The organism is Sphaerisporangium viridialbum (assembly GCF_049674955.1).
GTDB lineage: Bacteria > Actinomycetota > Actinomycetes > Streptosporangiales > Streptosporangiaceae > Sphaerisporangium > Sphaerisporangium viridialbum.
In genome coordinates this window covers 5422500-5439275 of the sequence record NZ_CP187232.1, presented here as the reverse complement: position 1 = coordinate 5439275, position 16776 = coordinate 5422500, and the positions used below count along the sequence as shown (strand labels likewise).

At 67.3% G+C, this 16776-nt stretch carries 15 protein-coding genes and 1 pseudogene; 12 read left to right on the top strand and 4 right to left on the bottom strand.

Features of this window, described 5'->3' with window-relative positions; translation table 11 throughout:
- Positions 1-41: 41 nt before the first annotated feature.
- Entirely contained in the window at positions 42-602 is a 561-nt protein-coding gene (locus ACOZ38_RS24300) for an MFS transporter (RefSeq protein ID WP_424533470.1), read from the bottom strand.
- Positions 603-1473: 871 nt separating this feature from the next.
- Here ACOZ38_RS24300 and ACOZ38_RS24295 point away from each other — a divergent pair.
- From ACOZ38_RS24295 to ACOZ38_RS24275, 5 genes are all read left to right on the top strand, one after another.
- A complete protein-coding gene (locus ACOZ38_RS24295) occupies positions 1474-2172 on the top strand; it encodes a hypothetical protein (protein WP_424533469.1) in 699 nt (232 codons plus the stop codon).
- A gap of 24 nt (positions 2173-2196) precedes the next feature.
- Positions 2197-3420, top strand: coding sequence for a metallophosphoesterase family protein (locus tag ACOZ38_RS24290; RefSeq protein ID WP_424533468.1), 1224 nt, complete (start codon positions 2197-2199; stop codon positions 3418-3420).
- A 76-nt stretch (positions 3421-3496) separates the two neighbouring features.
- Entirely contained in the window at positions 3497-4936 is a 1440-nt protein-coding gene (locus tag ACOZ38_RS24285; RefSeq protein WP_424533467.1) for an MFS transporter, read from the top strand.
- 154 nt (positions 4937-5090) lie between these two features.
- Positions 5091-6503, top strand: a complete 1413-nt coding sequence (locus ACOZ38_RS24280; RefSeq protein ID WP_424533466.1) for an FAD-dependent oxidoreductase — start codon at positions 5091-5093, stop codon at positions 6501-6503.
- 74 nt (positions 6504-6577) lie between these two features.
- Positions 6578-7750, top strand: coding sequence for an MFS transporter (locus ACOZ38_RS24275; protein WP_424537078.1), 1173 nt, complete (start codon positions 6578-6580; stop codon positions 7748-7750).
- Between the two features lie 288 nt (positions 7751-8038).
- On the opposite strand, the gene ACOZ38_RS24270 is transcribed toward ACOZ38_RS24275, so the two are convergent.
- Positions 8039-8803: a class I SAM-dependent DNA methyltransferase gene (locus ACOZ38_RS24270; RefSeq protein WP_424533465.1), complete on the bottom strand. Its 765-nt coding sequence runs from the start codon at positions 8801-8803 to the stop codon at positions 8039-8041.
- Positions 8804-9076: 273 nt separating this feature from the next.
- On the opposite strand from ACOZ38_RS24270, the pseudogene ACOZ38_RS24265 reads away from it, so the two are divergent.
- Together ACOZ38_RS24265 and ACOZ38_RS24260 are read left to right on the top strand one after the other, a co-directional pair.
- Positions 9077-9178: pseudogene (locus ACOZ38_RS24265) on the top strand (hypothetical protein); the annotation flags it as partial.
- Positions 9179-9307: 129 nt separating this feature from the next.
- Complete coding sequence (locus ACOZ38_RS24260) at positions 9308-9586, top strand: ArsR/SmtB family transcription factor (protein WP_405150459.1); 279 nt, start codon at positions 9308-9310, stop codon at positions 9584-9586.
- 20 nt (positions 9587-9606) lie between these two features.
- Here the strand turns inward: ACOZ38_RS24260 and ACOZ38_RS24255 are convergent, their stop codons facing one another.
- Positions 9607-9960, bottom strand: a complete 354-nt coding sequence (locus ACOZ38_RS24255; RefSeq protein ID WP_424533464.1) for an ArsR/SmtB family transcription factor — start codon at positions 9958-9960, stop codon at positions 9607-9609.
- Positions 9961-10023: 63 nt separating this feature from the next.
- Positions 10024-11004 carry a helix-turn-helix transcriptional regulator gene (locus tag ACOZ38_RS24250; RefSeq protein ID WP_424533463.1) on the bottom strand — a complete coding sequence of 327 codons (981 nt, stop codon included), beginning with the start codon at positions 11002-11004 and terminating at the stop codon, positions 10024-10026.
- Positions 11005-11698: 694 nt separating this feature from the next.
- On the opposite strand from ACOZ38_RS24250, the gene ACOZ38_RS24245 reads away from it, so the two are divergent.
- Genes ACOZ38_RS24245 through ACOZ38_RS24225 form a run of 5 tightly spaced genes read left to right on the top strand, consistent with a single transcriptional unit; the run spans position 11699 to position 16662 of the window.
- Entirely contained in the window at positions 11699-11968 is a 270-nt protein-coding gene (locus ACOZ38_RS24245) for a hypothetical protein (RefSeq protein WP_424533462.1), read from the top strand.
- 56 nt (positions 11969-12024) lie between these two features.
- Positions 12025-13350, top strand: coding sequence for a 3-phosphoshikimate 1-carboxyvinyltransferase (aroA, locus tag ACOZ38_RS24240; RefSeq protein ID WP_424533461.1), 1326 nt, complete (start codon positions 12025-12027; stop codon positions 13348-13350).
- Entirely contained in the window at positions 13347-14915 is a 1569-nt protein-coding gene (gpmI, locus tag ACOZ38_RS24235) for a 2,3-bisphosphoglycerate-independent phosphoglycerate mutase (protein ID WP_424533460.1), read from the top strand. Before aroA ends, gpmI begins: the two co-directional genes overlap by 4 nt.
- Entirely contained in the window at positions 14912-15661 is a 750-nt protein-coding gene (locus ACOZ38_RS24230) for a CTP synthase C-terminal region-related (seleno)protein (protein WP_424533459.1), read from the top strand. Before gpmI ends, ACOZ38_RS24230 begins: the two co-directional genes overlap by 4 nt.
- Positions 15643-16662 carry an inorganic phosphate transporter gene (locus ACOZ38_RS24225; protein ID WP_424533458.1) on the top strand — a complete coding sequence of 340 codons (1020 nt, stop codon included), beginning with the start codon at positions 15643-15645 and terminating at the stop codon, positions 16660-16662. Before ACOZ38_RS24230 ends, ACOZ38_RS24225 begins: the two co-directional genes overlap by 19 nt.
- Positions 16663-16776: the final 114 nt, after the last annotated feature.

Below are 16776 nucleotides of genomic sequence, written 5' to 3'. Positions count from 1 at the left end.
CTTGTCACCGGGTATGCCGGCCTTCGGATTCCGAGGAACCCTCAGCCGGCGACGGTCGGCGCGGGCGGGCCACGCCGGTGAATCGCCGCCGCGATTTCCCAGACGACGTGCGGCACGGGCTCGGGCGCCGGCACAGCCTGGCGTACCGGCGTGAAGGTTCCGGTCGCGACGGCGAACAGCCGGCGCAGCACCGGGAGCGGGGCCATGGCGTACAGCCGCAGCATGAGCCACACCGCGCTCTCACCGCGGTACATCCACCACCCGGTCAGCATCGCGACCACGAGGTGGACAAGAGTCATGCCGAAGGTGAGGTGACCATGATGCTGCCCCAGCTGCGCGACCATGCCCGGCGCGCTCCGGGCGAACAACTCGTGCAGCAGGAGCTGGGCCACGGTCGTCGTCGCGAGGACGACCTCCGCCGCCCGCTCGCGTCCGTTGAGCGCGAAGGCCAGGGCGAAGGCGCCCAAGGCCCCTACAGCGAACGCCGTCGGCCCCACCTGCCCACCGCCGGCGAAGCCGTGGCCGGCCGCCGAGACGACGAGGCACACCATCGCGAAGATGGCGGCTCGTGCCAGGCGCAGGGCCGGCTCCTTGGCGGACACACCCGACATACTGTCAGCCGGAGGGCCCTGCGAGAAGACCGATCAAGGACGTTGCTCCCCGCCGTCTTCGGACGGACGGGTCCGACCTCGTGCTCTCGGACTGCTGCTCGATACCGGCGAAACAGGCAGACAGGTCGCGATCTTCCAGGTCATCGCCTTCGCCGGCCTCGGCTGGTTCTATCTCGAAGCCTTGTCGGCCGGCTCGGGCTGTCCCAGACCGCACTTGAGGTCTCCACCTGGGATATCGGACGCAGCGTGCTGATCATCGGTGAGACTCTCTCGGTGAGATAAATACCCCGCTCTCGCCAAGTTTCGCCGGCCGGGTCGAGGCGGCCTGGTGATCTCATGTACAGCGCGATGCTGACCATTGTCGTCACCCAGGCGGCCGCTCGGCATCGGGGCCACCCTCAGATTGTGATCGACATTCTTTGGGTCGTGGCGATTCCGGTCGGCCATTCAGAACATCTTCACTCAAAGTCGATTTCAATCGACCTCGCGGGTTCGTTCCATCAAAGTGGCAATTCAACTGATCCTGGGACCGGCGATGACTCGGCCGGACGGCGGGGTAGACGAGGGCGGCCACTGATGACCTGCGGCCGGCCTCGTCCACGGCGAGGGCGAAGGGCTGCCGGTGATATGACATGCCGGTCTCTGGCAGCAAGTTGCCGAGGCAAGTTGCTGCCTTGGCTACCTACTTTCGTGAGACGGCCGGGAATATGAGAGTGAAAAGCGCGCGACAGCAGCCGGGCACATGTGATCGCCCTCCGGCTTGTTGATCTTATGTCGAGTCGAATGTCAATGACTCCAGAATAGGCCGTGAGGGCTCTCTCACGGTCATCAAATGTCGCCGTCATCTTATTAGGAGATCGTGATGGAGTTCGATCGCGCAGCCGTCGACAACGTTCTGGCCGAAGCGGGAGCACTCGGTCTCATCAGCGAAGTGGAACGAGCCGAGATCCTGTCGGTCCTCACCCCTGAGTTCCCGTACGCCGACGCGCTGAGGTTCACCGACTCGGTGCACGCGCATGTCAAGGTCGAAGACGTGGAGGCGCTCCCGCACGCCCAGCTCAAGGAGCTCGGATATCGAGCCGAAAACGCCGAGCCCGGCTACATAAAGTACGCGACCGACGCGGCGCTGAACCTCATCTTCTCATCGATCCCGATCGCGAAGGACGACCAGGTGCCGGGCGCCGTCACGCTTCCCAAGCCGTTCATGGATCACGTCGGGATCGACATGCGCGACGAGGCCCCACCGACCTTCGAGGCATTCGAGGGAGTGCCGGAGCAGGCGGTGAAGCTGGGCTGGCGCGAAGTACCGCAAGGCGGTTCTGACCCGGTCCACTGCTGCCACACGCAGGTCAAGTCCAAGCACTGGGTGTACCCCCCTGAGGGCTGGCAGGGCTGGCGGCGGCCGATCGAGTTCGCCTTCGGGACGCTGGTCGTCTTCGACAAGCAGATGGGATGCGACCTTCGCCCCATGGATCCCGCCCACCCGCTCGCGCAGCCCGAAGCGTCCGCGTGCTGTGGGGCGCCGGCTGAGGAGAAGGCCGACACCTCGACGGCCCCGTAACATCCGGCTGCCGGGGAGGAGCGGATGAGGATCGCGGTCTGCGGGGGCGTCTACTCCAACCCATGGGCGCTACGCGCGTTCATCGAGGACGCCCACCGCAATCACGCCGAACGCCTGTACTGCCTTGGAGACCTGGGCGGCTACGGTGCGGCGCCCGAAGCCGTCTGGTCGTTGCTGACCGACAATGACGTCGTCTGCGTTGCCGGAAACTACGACGTCGCCATCGCTTCGGGTGCCGATGACTGCGGCTGCGGCTATCCAGATCCACGCGACCAGGAATACGCCCAGGTGATGTACGACTACACCCTGGCCAACACAAGCCGGTCGTTCGCTGAATGGATGGGCACGCTGCCCACGGAACGCCGGGAGACCCTTGCCGGCTGTGACGTCCATTTCGTACACGGGTCGACGGTCGGGTTGAACGACTTCTGGTGGGAGTCACTGCCCGCGCAAGAGCATCGCCGGCGCGTCGATGCGAGCGGTGCGGATGTCATCCTGTGCACCCATTCCGGCCTGCCGTGGACACGCCGCATTGAGGACACCCTGGTCGTCAACGTCGGCGTGATCGGGCGACCCGCCAACGATGGAGACCGTCGCGTTCGTTACGCGTTGATCGATCTCGAAGACGGGAACCCCCGAGCGCGGATAGTCCGCCTGCACTATGACTGGCGGGCTCACTCGGAGGCTCTTCGCGACGCGGGAATGCCTGAGGCGTTCGCGCACACCAGCAGTACCGGATGGTGGACGACGTGTCTGGAGGCGCTACCGAGCGCGGAGCGCGCCAGGGGGCGCTTCCACGTCTATGACTCGAGCGTACCGACGCTGCTCGAAGCACTGGGCCTTCCGTCAGGGGCATGGCCGGATCCCGATCCCTCCATTCCCGTCCGCTCTCTATGGGGATCGCCGCTGTTTCCTGACCGGATCTGGTGTTACGACTCTCCGATCGAGATCGAAGAACTGGCCGAGTCGTCGGGCTGTGAGGTCACGCGGGTGCGGGCCGACGAGAGGGCTCCGGCCGCTCGACGGATCGGCCGGGGGAGGACCGTGCTGCCCGAATTGACCCTCACCCGTGACGGATGGTTCTGGCATCCCCGGTCGGTGGGCGAACAACCTGTGCTGCCCCATCCCCTCGAACTGCCAATGGCGAAGGCGTTCGTGGACGCCGCCAGGATCGCGGTGGCGCGACGGCTCCTGGAAGAACTGCAATCAAATCGCCTCCTGGCGCCGGCCCGTTACTGCGCCGCCTGAGCAGATCAGATTCAACCCTGCCCTGACCGCACGGTGAATCGCCGCCGTGCGGTCAGGGCCAGCGCAAGGGGAGCAGATGACCAGCACACCCGAAGCCCTCACCACCGACTCGATCGGTTCGCGGCTGGATCGGCTCCGCTGGAGCGGCACGCATGTGACCATCTTGATGGCGCTCGGTGCCGGCTGGCTGTTCGACTCGCTGGAAGTCAACCTGGTGGGCAGCGTCATCAACCCGCTGAGCGAGCACTTCCACGCCACCACGGACCAGTCCTCGCGAATCTATTGGGTATGGCTGCTGGGAATCCTGTTCGGTGCGATGGCGGGCGGTCAGCTCGCCGACAGGTTCGGCAGGCGCCGGCTCTTCGTCGCCACGCTCCTGTGGTACTGCGGGTTCACCGTCCTCACGGCGGCGAGCCCCTCCTTGGACGTGCTCTATGTACTTCGATTCCTCACTGCTCTGGGAGTGGGGGCAGAGTACGCGATCATCAATGCGGCCATCATGGAGTTCATGCCGGCCCGGGTCCGCGGCAGGGCGGCCGCGGCGGTGATGAACTTCTGGCCGGTGGGCGCCATCGCCAGCGGGCTGATCGCCTACCTGATGCTGAACACGTTCGCGCTGGCCAACGCGGTGTCCTGGCGTTACGGCTTCGCGCTCGGCGGGATCCTCGCCTTGATCGTTCTGGTGTTCCGCCGCCGTCTTCCCGAGTCGCCGCGTTGGCTCGCCGCTCAGGGCCGCCTGCAGGAGGCCGACGCCGTTCTTCGCCGTCTGGAAGAGAAAGCGGGAATAGACCCGCACGCCCCTGAGGGGAGCGACGAGCACGAGCTTCGCGCGCCGCCGTTCCGTTATGCCCTGGTCGAACTGGTCCGTCGCTACCCGGCACGCCTCGCGCTCGGCTGCACGCTCGACCTGTCCGAGGCGTTCGGCTACTACGGTATCTTCGCCGTGCTGTCGATAGTCGTGCTGAAGCAGGTCGACTACACCGACGCGGAGATCCCGTTCTTCTTCATCCTCGGCAACGTCGGCGCGGTGATCGGCGGCATCTGTATGACGTTGGCGTTCGACCGCATCGGGCGCCGCTGGACCGTCGGAGCCTATTACGCTCTGGCCGGTGCCAGCGTTGGCGGGCTCGCGGCCGCCACCGCGTCGGGGAGCAAGACCTGGGTGCTGCTCGCCTTCATGGTGTCGAACGCCTTCGCGACGGGGGCTTGGACGGCGGCGTATCCCACGTTCACAGAGCTGTTCCCCACGCATCTGCGGGCCGCGGGGATCGGCACCAGTGTCGCTGTGGGCCGGTTGGGCGCCGCGTACGGAACCCTCTATCTTCCCAGCCTGGCCAGCCAGATCGGTCCCACTCCCAGCTACCTCCTCATCGTGGCGTTCTGGGGTCTCGGGGTGGCGGCCATCGTGATCTGGACGCTGTGCGGTGGCGTCGACGGAGCTCGGAAACCCCTGTCCGCCGTCAGCGCCGCCGCCGGACGTCGTGCGGACCGACCCCCGGCCCCCGCGAGCCAATGAACATCTGAACGGTACGACGCGGCATCCACCTCTTGTGCCGGACGTGACCAGGATTAGACGTATGTCTAATTTGACAACCATCTAAGTCATGCCCCAGACTGATGGCTGTTTAGACGACTGTTTATCCAAGGGATCCACGTATAGGAGAAGAGGCATGAGCGGTGGATGTTGCGGCCCGTCGGCCGTCGAGCCGGCGCAGGCGGTATCACCTGTGAGCGCGACCGAGCCTCCGGTCGTGGTGATCGGCGCGGGCCCGGTCGGCATGGCCGCGGCGGCGCACCTTGCCGAGCAGGGCCTCGACTTCCTGCTTGTGGAGGCCGGACCGCAGGCCAGCGCCTCGGTGGCGCAATGGGGTCACGTGCGGGTCTTCAGCCCGTGGCGCTACAACATCGACTCCGCCGCTCGCCGCCTGCTCGAAGCCGAAGGCTGGGTCCCGCCGGATCCTGAGTGGCTGCCGACCGGCGCCGAGCTGGTCGATCAGTACCTCGCGCCGCTGGCGAAGCATCCCGCCATCGCTTCCCGGCTGCGGCTGGGCGCGCGAGTGACCGGGATCAGCCGACTGGGGTACGACCGGCTTCGTACGGCGGGCCGCGAGAACGTGCCGTTCCTCATCCGCCTCGCCGACGGAGGGGAACTCCTGGCGAAGGCGGTCATCGATGCCTCCGGCACCTACGCCGGCCCCAATGTGCTGGGTGCCAGCGGCCTGCCCGCGCATGGTGAGCACGCCGCCGGCGAGCTGATCGACCACGCGCTCCCCGACGTGCTCGGCGCCGAGCGCGAGCTGTACGCGGGCAGGCACACGCTGGTCGTCGGCGCCGGTCACTCGGCGGCGACCACCCTGCTCGGTCTCGCGCGGCTCGCCCAGGATGTCCCAGGCACACAGATCACCTGGGCGGTCCGAGCCGGGAACCCGAGCCGCACCTACGGCGGTGGCGCCGCCGACGCCCTGCCCGCTCGCGGCTCACTCGGCACTCGCGTGCGCGCTCTCGTCGAAGCGGGCAGCGTCCGCCTGCTCACCGGCTTCTACACGCACACGGTCAAGGCGACGGCAGGCGGCGTCGAGGTGACCAGCCTTGACCCTTCCGGTGCGGAACAACGCGTCGTCGCCGACCGGATCATCGCCGCGACCGGCTACCGGCCCGACCACTCCATCGCCGCCGAGCTGCGGCTGGACCTGGACCCGATCGTCGGCTCGACGCGGCGGCTCGCCCCGCTGATCGACCCCAACCATCACTCCTGTGGCACCGTGCCTCCGCACGGGGTGGACGAGCTCTCCCATCCCGAGACGGGCTACTACGCCGTCGGCGTCAAGAGCTACGGCCGCGCGCCGACGTTCCTGATGGCCACGGGCTACGAGCAGGTCCGTTCCGTGGTGGCCGCCCTCGCCGGCGACTGGGACGCCGCTCGTGACGTCCAGCTCGACCTGCCGGAGACCGGGGTCTGCTCCTCCGACCTCGCCGAGGCCCAGGACGCCAAGGTCGGACTCGGCACCGGGATACGCGGCGGCCTGCTCGCCACGTCCCTGCCTCTCGTGTCCACCGGCGCCGGCGGCGGCTGCTGCGGTTGATGACCGCGCCCGAGAGGGTCGCCACTCCCGCGTCCGGGGGCGGCGACCCTTCACGGTGGTACGGGTGGCGCATGGTGGGAGCCTTGGCCGTCACTCAGACCATCGGCTACGGCGTGCTGTACTACGCGTTCTCGGTGTTCCTCACGCCGATGCAACACGATCTCCACGCCGGCGGCACGGAGATCGCCGCGGCGCTCACCATCGCCGTGCTGGTGACCGCCTTGGCGGCGCCGTGGGTCGGCCGGCGGCTGGACCGCCACGGCGGGCGCGGGGTGATGACCACCGGTTCGGTCCTCGGCACGCTGGCGGTGCTGGCGTGGTCACGTGCCGAAACCCTGCCCCAGCTGTACGCGGTCTTCGTCGCCATCGGGCTGGCGTCGGCGATGGTGCTCTACGAACCCGCCTTCGCGGTCGTGGTGGCCTGGTTCGGGTCCCGTCGACGCGACACAGCATTGCTCGTGCTCACCATCGTGGCCGGCTTCGCCTCCTCGATCTTCTTGCCGCTGACCGGCCTCCTCGTGGAGCGGTACGGCTGGCGCGGCGCCTTGGTCGTTCTCGCCCTCGTCTACGGCATCGCGGCGGTGCCGCTGCACGGCCTGGTACTGCGCCGTCGTGTTCGTGCCCATGAGGCTCCCCGGCAGGCCGACCAGGCCGGGGTCGTGCGGGCGGCACGACGTGAGCCGAGCTTCTGGCTGCTCGCGACGGCCTTCACCGCCAACAGCGGGGTGATCGCCGTGATCGCCGTCCACCTGGTCGCCTACCTCGTGCGGCTTGGACACGCACCTGCCTTCGCCGCGACGGTGGCGGGGCTGCTCGGCGTGCTGTCGGTCACCGGGCGGTTGATCACCTCGGCACTGCGGCGCCGCGGCCCCACGGCCCTCATCACCGCCGGGGTGTTCGTCCTGCAGGGAGTCGCGGTGGTGTCGCTTCCGTTGCTCGGTGGCAGCGTGACGGGCGCGGTGGGTTGTGTGCTGCTGTTCGGTCTCGGCTTCGGTGTGGGAACCATCGCCCGCCCCGCCCTGCTGGCCGATCGGTACGGCACCGAGGTTTACGCGACGCTGGCCGGGAACGTCGCACTCCCGGCGACGGTGGCGAAAGCGGCGGCGCCCCTTGGGGCCGCGGCCATCGCCACCAAGGCCGGCTACACACCCGTCATGATCGCGTCGGCGGTGTGCTGTCTCCTCGCGGGCGCCTGCCTGGTGGCATATCAACGTGGTGCCCATAAAGTTAGAGGTCCCTCGAACTAAGGTGCCGGTCGTGTTGCGCGCGGAGTTGTTGTCAGTGAGTGGGGCGCTCCGAGTCCTGATGTGGGGGCCGCTCGGCCGGCACCTCAGCCCTTGATGAACCGCCCTGGTGCCGCGAACGCATGATCATGAGGTGGGGAGGCCGCTTCACCGCCACCCCGCAGGAAATCGACCACCTCTACGCCCTGGCCGAGGACCTGTTCATCACCGCCATCGAGCGCTACGCCGCACGCGGCTGAGACCTAGTTCCAGCGGCGACATCCTCGGGCTGATCCGGCGGTCCCTGTGCGCTCAGGCACTGGCCTTATGGGCTACGAAAAGGACGCGATCCTCGTCCTCGGGGTGTTCGGCCGGGGTGAGCGGGTGGTCGGGCGTTCCGATGTGGAAGCCGGACCAGCCGGCATCCTCAACCAGCTTCGCCACGTCCGCGACGGCATGGGCGGTGTTGACGATCGTGGACTCGAAACGGTCGTAGCGGCCGTCGTCCGCACGTACCACTCCCGAGATCCGGAAGAACCCACGGCCCTCCTCTTGGTTCATGGCGCCACGGAAAAGGAACATCGCGGACTTCTCATCCTTGATCCAGATCCGGTTCATGGCGTCGAGTCCCTTGGCGGTGGTCAGGTCGAAGGCGAACATGCCGCCGGGCTCCACCGCGCGGTAGACGGCTCGTAAATAGGACGCGACCTGGTCAAGGTTCCTGAGGTGGTTCGGAATGTCGTACGTGGAGAAGGCGAACGGGACCTGTTCCGGCAAGGTGAAGTCGGTGGCGTCGGCATGGATCAGCGTGACCTGGTCTCCGGCGTCGTGGAAGCGCGCCCGCGCCCGCGCCAGCATCGCCTTCGAGATGTCCAAACCGATGATCTGATAGCCCTCTTTGCGGAAACGTCCAGCGACGATACCGGTGCCACAACCGACATCAAGGACTCGGCGCGGGGCGTCGGGCATCACCGTGAGGTGCAGTCGCAGAAGCGCCCTCGCGATCCGCGTCGGATAGAAGCTCCAGAACTCGTCGTAGATCTTGGCGTGCAGGTCGACGTATGCCTCGGTCGTCACAGTGTGATCCCTTCAGGGCCGGCGTCTTGTGAGATGTGCACGTAGCCTCTTGATTCGAAAACACCCTATTTATATGATCATCGAATTATTCGACAGTGTCAATGACCACGAGTGAGGGCGGCCGGTTCGCCTTCGAGGCGTCCGAGGGGTGGCGCTTTGGAGCAGGCATGGCCGGCTCGGGGCGGTGAGAAGGATGGGCGCGTAGGCGTTCCTCGCCGCGGACCTGCCGATGGATCACGGTCTTGCAAGGAAGAATGATCCACCAGCTACCGCGTCGAAGGCATGACCTGCGGCCACTGTGTCTCCACCGTCACGGCCGAGGTCGGCTCGCTTGCGCCTTGCGGCAAAACCGGCGCAGGTCAGGTTGCCCAATAGTTAGACGGGTGTCAATATAGAGCTATGTCAAAGACGGGAGTGACACCGGAACCCGCAGGTGTCTCGCCATCCAAGGGTTGCTGCGCTCCGATCGAGTCCGTTCCGCTGGACCCCGCTCACGCGGTCGACATGGCCAAGGTGTTCAAGGCCCTGGGTGATCCGGTCCGGCTGCGGCTGCTGTCTTTGATCGCGGCTCATCCTGACGGGGAGGTCTGCGTATGCGATCTGACCGATCTGTTCGACGTCGCGGCCCCCACCGTCTCCTATCACTTGAAGCTGCTGCGTGAGGCCGGCCTGGTGGATCATGACCGCCGGGGGACCTGGGTGTACTACCGGCCGATCCGTGAACGCCTTCGCCAGCTCTCCGCGCTGCTGGCCGCGTCCGACCTGGCGGGAGCCGCCAGATAGCGACCGGTCGGGATATCCGCTCAGGTTCTACTGGCGGGCACCGTCAGCACTTCACTCAATCGCTCCAGGGCCGTGGGCACCACCCAGTAGAACACCCATGTGCCCCGTCGCTGGCAGTCGATGAGCCCGGCTTTCCGCAGCACTCTGAGATGGTGTGAGATCGTCGGGCCGGTGAGGTCGAACGCCGAGGTGAGGGTGTTCACGTACGCTTCGCCGCCGGGGTGCGAGGCGATCAGCGACAACAGCCGCACCCGTACCGGATCGGACAGTGCCTTGAACGCCGCCGCGACTTCCGCTGCCTGGTCCACGTCCACCGGCGCTGCCGCGAGCGGCGGACAACAGATCTCCGCTCCTGAGCAACCCTGCTTAGACACCTGCCTATCTTGACAGTCTTCTAGACGGGCGGCAATGGCGATATGTGGACACGTCTGGGCAGTTCATACTGTGAGCCATCCCTTTTCCACGGCCTTCACGCCGGCCTCGAACCGGCTTCTCGCGCCCAGCCGATCCATCAGGTCGGCCACCATGCGGCGGTGGGTGCGGAGCCCGATTCCCAGCTTCTTGCTCGCGGCCTCGTCGGTGAAGCCCTGACCGAGGAGCCGGAGCAATTCCCGCTCCTGCATCGTCACACTGTTCTCGCACCGGCGCTGGTCCGTGCCGAACGGCGCTGCCGAGTCCCAGATGTGCTCGAACAGGGCGACGAGCGCCGTGATGATCCCCTCGCCGCAGACCTCGACGGCCCCTTTCTTGCTGGACTCGGGGTCGAGGGGGATCAGCGCCACTTCACGATCGAAGATGACGATACGCAGGGGAAGGGTCGGTATCGTGCGCACCTCGCCTCCCCGCTCGCTCAACCAGCGTGCGTAGGTGAGCGTCGGAGCGTCGTTGCAGGCGCTGTCCAGATACACCGTGCGCACGCGTAGCCCACGTTCCAGGAGCGCGTCGTCCAGAGGCCGGCTCGCTTCCAGGCTCTCGGGTGACTGCGCGCCGCCTGGCATGAACGACAGGCACTCGGAACTCGCCCAGTGGGCCAGGGTCTCGATACGGGCGCGAACCGCCTCCACGCTCTGGAGTGAGTCGCACTCGTGACGCGCGCCGACCGCGCACAACTCGCTGTACTCACTGATCAGGCGATTGACCGCATGCTCCGCCGCGACGAACTCCTCCTGGCGGCGCATCAGGTCCGCCCGCTGACGCTGCAGCAGAGAGTGGAACGCGACGCTCGGACTGCCGGGACGCAACGTACCGGAGGATCGACGTAACAGCGAGAGCTCCACCAGCCTGTCGATGGTGCTCCGGACATACGTCTCGGAGATGCCCAGCTGTGTGGCGATCTCTGTGATGCCCCACTCCTTCTGGGTCAGCACCAAGCGGTAGATGGCATCGGCATGGACATCCAAGCCCCATTGCTGAAGCACACTATCCCCCATAGCACCCAATGCACGACGAGGATCATTAAATAGCACGGAACTACGACTGTCTATGTCATATCACTTGGACGGTCGATGCCCCTCCGTTCGAGGCGTTAGGGCCACGTCCTATGCGGGAGGGGTATGGACTTGCGCTCGCCCGGCAGCCCGACATCCGCGACCAGAACTCAGCGAGTGACCGATGGTCACCGATCGTGTTTCCGTCCACGCGATCCTGGCTGCCGTTCACCGATGATTCACCTTGGTCCGTAGATATGGCGATAGGACTACTTGACTTTCTGGCCGAAGCTCAACGCCGTTGGCTCGCCCATTTCGCCGTCACGTCGCCGATCGGCCGTGTACCTGCGTCGCTGTCATGCGGCCTGATGCCTGGCCGGCGTAGACCTCGCCGCCCGCAGCGAGATCGGTCGCCAAGAGAAGGGCCGACGGCCACCCCTCGCCTGGCACCAAGTTGCCGGGCAACTTGCTGCCTGGTCCGACCACTTTCATGAGACGGCGGTAAACATAAGAGTAGTGCCGTGCGACGGCATCGGTTCCTGAACGGGAATTCCATTGGCAATGGTCTACGGCGGGCGTCGAATCTGCCGCGATTTCCGGACGACCGACGAAGAATTTCCCCCCAATTCGGCATCCGCTTTCGGCTGCGACTCGACATGAGGACGCCGAAGAAGATCTGATGTATATGGCCACGCTAACGCTGACCGCGACCGAGACGGCCGCCCGGCGTTGGCTCGAAGCCGAGCTTGTGACCGACATTCTGTGGGCCACGGCCGTTCCGGCCGACTATCTGGAACATCTCCATTCCGAGGCGAGCCCGGATCGAGTCGACCTCACGTTCTTTCACCGGAGTCCGGGCCCGGCCCAGGCCAACGCCGCGGCCGTCCGCCTCTGCCGGCGGGCCCTGGACAACTCACCGGCCCTTCGTGGCTGGGTGCTGTGCAAGCACCCGTAGCGCGGCAATCCAATCTCCTGCTCAGCGCCAGAAGGACATTTCTCGAGGAGAGCACAATGGCTTCAGCCACCCCTGACCCCCGTCGTAAGGCAGCCGAACTCACCGTGCGGCCATTGCCCGCCGTCGACGCCGACGTGAAGGTCCTCGGCTCCAAGAGCTACACGAACCGGTATCTCGCGATCGCGTCACTGTCCGGGCAGGAGACGACGCTGGAGAACGCGCTCGTCTCCGACGACACCGTGTACTTCTCCCGGGGGATCGAGGCCCTGGGGCACGTGCGCGTGGACATCGATGAGGTGGGGGAGGTCATCCACGTCACGCCGACGGGCGAACCCATGCGGGCTCCGTCGCGAGAGATCTTCATGGGCGGGGCGGGGACCCCGCTCCGCTTCCTGATCTCCATGGCCGGCCACGCCTCCGGCGTGACCACGATCACCGGCAACAAGCGGATGCAGGAGCGCCCGATGGGCGACCTGCTGGCCGCGCTGCCCGCCCTCGGGGTCCAGGCGGTCAGCGTCCGGGGTAACGGATCACCTCCGATCGCGGTCACGGGTGGCTCGTTCCGCGGCGGCGCGACGCAGATCAGTGGTGCGGTGAGCAGCCAGTTCACCTCCAGCCTGCTGATCAACTCCGTGCGTGCCGCCGGCGACGTGGAGATCACCATCGTCGACGACCTCATCTCCAAGCCGTACGTCGAGATGACCATCGCCGCGCTGGCCGAGATGGGCGTGCAGATCAAGCGGGACGGGTACACCCGCTTCACCGTCCCCTCCGGGCAGAGCTTCCGCGGCGGCGCGGTCACCGTCGAGCCGGACGCCTCCGGTATGTCCTACCTCCTGGCGGCGGCGGCCGTACTCGGTGGCCGGGTCACGATCCCGGGCATCGGCGCGGATTCCCATCAGGGCGACGTCGGCCTGGTCGACGCGCTGGTGCGCATGGGATGCACGGCGTCCTTCGGCGACAACGCGATCACTCTCAGGGGCGGCGAGCTGCGCGGCATCGAGATCGACATGGAGAGCATGCCCGACGTGGTGCCGACCCTGGCGGTGGTCGCGGCCTTCGCCCGAGGTACGACGCACATCAGCAACATCGCGAGCCTGCGGGTCAAGGAATGCGACCGCATCGCGGCCGTCACCACCGAGCTCCGCAAGATGGGCATCGCCGTCGAGGAGCACCCGGACGCGATGACCATCACCGGCGGCACGCCGACCGGCGCGGTCATCGACACCTACGACGACCACCGCATCGCGATGTGCTTCGCGATCGCGGGACTCCGGACCGAAGGCGTGGTGATCCGGGATCCCGGGTGCGTCGCCAAGTCGTTCCCGACCTTCTGGCAGACCCTCGACACGCTCTACCCCGATGGGATGTCGACCCGATGAGCACGGCCACCCGGGGGATCCTGCTGGTGCTGGACGGGTGGGGGCACGCGCCGCCCGCGCCGGGCAACGCGCTCAGCCAGGCGGTGACGCCCCACCTCGACGCGCTGGCCGCCGAGTACCCCGCGACCCTGGTGCAGGCGTCCGGCGAAGCCGTCGGACTGCTGCCCGGAACGGTCGGCAACTCCGAGATAGGCCACATGGTGATCGGCGCCGGCCGCCCGCTGCCGTACGACAGCCTGCTGGTGCGGCAGGCGATCGACAGCGGCGCCCTTGCGGCCAACCCGTTGCTGACGGGCGTGTGCGCCGAGCTCGCCGTGAGCGGGCGAGCGCTCCACCTCATCGGGCTCTGCTCGGACGGCCAGATCCATGCCCATGTCGACCACCTGCGCGAGTTGCTGAGGGTGGCGGCCGCGGGCGGTGTGCGCGACGTATGGGTACACGCGATCACCGATGGCCGTGACGTCGCGGACGGGACCGCCGCCGCCGGCCTGGATCGGGTGGAGAAGTTCGCGGCGGAGGCCGGCGTCGGCCGCGTAGCCAGCGTGGTCGGGCGCGGCTATGCGCTGGACAAGAGCGGGGACCTGGAGCTGACCCGGGCGGCCGCGCTGGCGATGGCCGACGGTGCCGGCATCAGAGTGGCGCACGCGCGTGACGCCCTCGACGGGCCCGAGCAGAGCGATGTCTGGACCCGGCCGAGCGTCGTCACCGATGCCGGCGACGTGCCACTCGGCACCGTGCGCGATGGCGACGCGGTGCTGTTCACCAACTTCCGCAGCGACCGCATCCAGCAGCTCGCCGACTTCCTGGTGACACACCTGGAACCGCGCGGGGTCACCGTACTGAGCCTCGCCCGGTACGACACCCGGGCGACCATCCCGCCGCTCGTGGACCGCGCGGACGCGTCGGGAGGCCTCGCGGACGAGCTTGAGCGGCATGGGCTGCGGTCGGTCCGTATCGCGGAAAGCGAGAAGTTCGAGCACGTCACCTACTACCTCAACGGCCGCGACGATCGGGTCCGCGCCGTGGAGGAGCACGTGAGGATCGCCGGCGACGCTCCACCGGACTACCAGTCCCGCCCGCAGATGAATCTGCCCCGCGTCGTGGACGCCGTGGCGGACGCCGCCCGCCGCACCGATGTGGCCCTGGTCGTGGCCAACCTCGCCAACATCGACGTGGTCGGGCACACCGGCGACAACAGGGCCACCGTGCTGGCCGTCGAGCACACCGATGACGCGGTGGGGCGGATCTGCGCCGTCGCCCGCGACACCGGCCGCTGGGTTCTTCTGGTCGGTGACCACGGGAACGCCGAGCAGATGCTGCGGCCCGGTTCCGACGGCAGTCCACGGCCCTACGGCGGCCACACCACCAATCCCGTACCGCTTCTCCTGGTGGCTCCCCAGGGGAGAACGGACCGGCTACCTGCCGACGGCACCCTCGCCGACGTCGCACCCACCGTCCTGGCCTTGCTCGGGCATCCCCCCGGCGACGTGATGACAGGCAGACCCCTTGTGCGACCACGAGGCTCCGCGCCTGGAGCCGGCATTCAGGAGGAGAACGCCCAATGACCGAGCGGCCCCGCATCGCGCTGATCGGAGATCGTAGCTCCAAGGTGCCGGCCCATCCCCGTCTGGAAGCTCTCATTCCCCATCTGGCCGCCCAGGTCGACTGGGTTCCCAGCGAAAGCATCAGCGGCTCGGAGGCCCTCGCCGGGTACTCGGGGCTCTGGGTGATTCCCGGCTCGCCATACGCCTCCAAGGACGGTGTACTGCTGGCCGTCCGGCTCGCCCGAGAGACCGGCATCCCGTATCTGGGTACGTGCGGCGGCTTCCAGCACGCCTTGATCGAGTACGCGCGTAACGTGCTGGGCCTGGCCCACGCCGACGACGTGCAGTACGACCCCGACGCCGAAACCCCACTGATCACGGCCCTGTGTTGTTCGCTGGCGGGGGAGCGGTCGTCGCTTCACCTCGGGGACGGTAGCCGGCTCGCGTCCGTCTACGCGCACGCGGAACAGACGGTCGAGACCTTCCACTGCAAGTACGGCCTCAATCCCGACTATGTCGACCTCATCGAGCAGAGCTCTCTGGTGATCAGCGGCTGGGACGCCGAGAAGGCGCCCCGAGCGATCGAACTCGCCGATCATCCCTTCTTCATCGGCACCCTGTTCCAGCCGGAGCTCTCCTCGACGCCCGATTCGGTTCACCCCCTCATCGAGGCCTTCGTCGCCGCCGCGACCCGGCACGGCGAGACCACCGCCCCCAACCCCCCGACAACGCTGGAGGCTGCTGCCACATGGAAGTCCTCGTCCTGATCCTCGTCGTGGCGCTCGCCGCGGCCAACGGCGCGAACGACGTGCCCAAGGGGGTCGCCACGCTCGCCGGCGCGGGCGTCACCAAGGTCCGTACGGCCATCGTGTGGGGAACCATCGCCACCGCGCTCGGCTGTCTGGTGTCACTGACGCTCGCCTCGAAGATGACCGCCCTGTTCTCCAAGGGCATCGTCTCCGCCAGCCCGACTCCGGCCTTCGCGGTCGCGGTGCTCACCGGCACGGTGTTCTGGGTCGTCGTCGCGACCATACTCAAACTCCCGGTGTCCACCACCCACGCGCTGGTCGGGGCGCTCCTTGGAGCGGGCAGCCTGTTCGCGAGCAGCGCCGTCCAGTGGAACGGGCTGGTCATGAAGGTCGTGGTACCGCTGCTTCTCAGCATTCTCGTGGCGTACGCGATCTCGGCGGTACTCGGCATGATCACACGCAAGGTCGTGGCGATGTCGGCCGCCAGGAAGGCCCACGTCGGCGAGCACGGGGAAGGGGGAGCCGCGACGCTCACGGCGCCGAGCGAGGTGACCACGGCGCAGAAGGCGATCGGCGTGGCTCACTGGACCACCAGCGGCCTCGCCAGCTTCGCCCGCGGGCTCAACGACGCGCCGAAGATCGTGGCGATCGGCTCCTTCGCCCTGGTGGGCGGTATGACGCCGACCACTCTGCTCTTCGCCGTCACCGCCGCCATGGCGATCGGCGGCCTCGTCGCCGGGTCCCGCATCGCCGATCGGCTCGCCTACTCGGTGATCAAGATTCCACACGTGGAAGGGTTCACCGCGAACCTCACCACGGCGGCCCTGGTCGGGCTGGGTGCGACCCTGGGTCTGCCCATGTCCACTACGCAGGTGTCGGCGGGCGCCATTTCCGGCATCGCGGCCAACGACCTGTCCCGCCTCAACAAGAAGACGGTCCGCGATCTCCTGATCGCCTGGCTCTGCACGCCACCCGTCGGTGCCGCCGTCGCAGCGGGCGCGTATCTGCTGCTCACCTGATGCCTGGGCCGCCGGAGGACTCCGGCGGCCTTCCGAGTGGAACCTCTTGCTTTCACCCCATTGACAGCCGTCATGATTCGATGATCTCCTAAATAAGGATTTATCAAATCAACA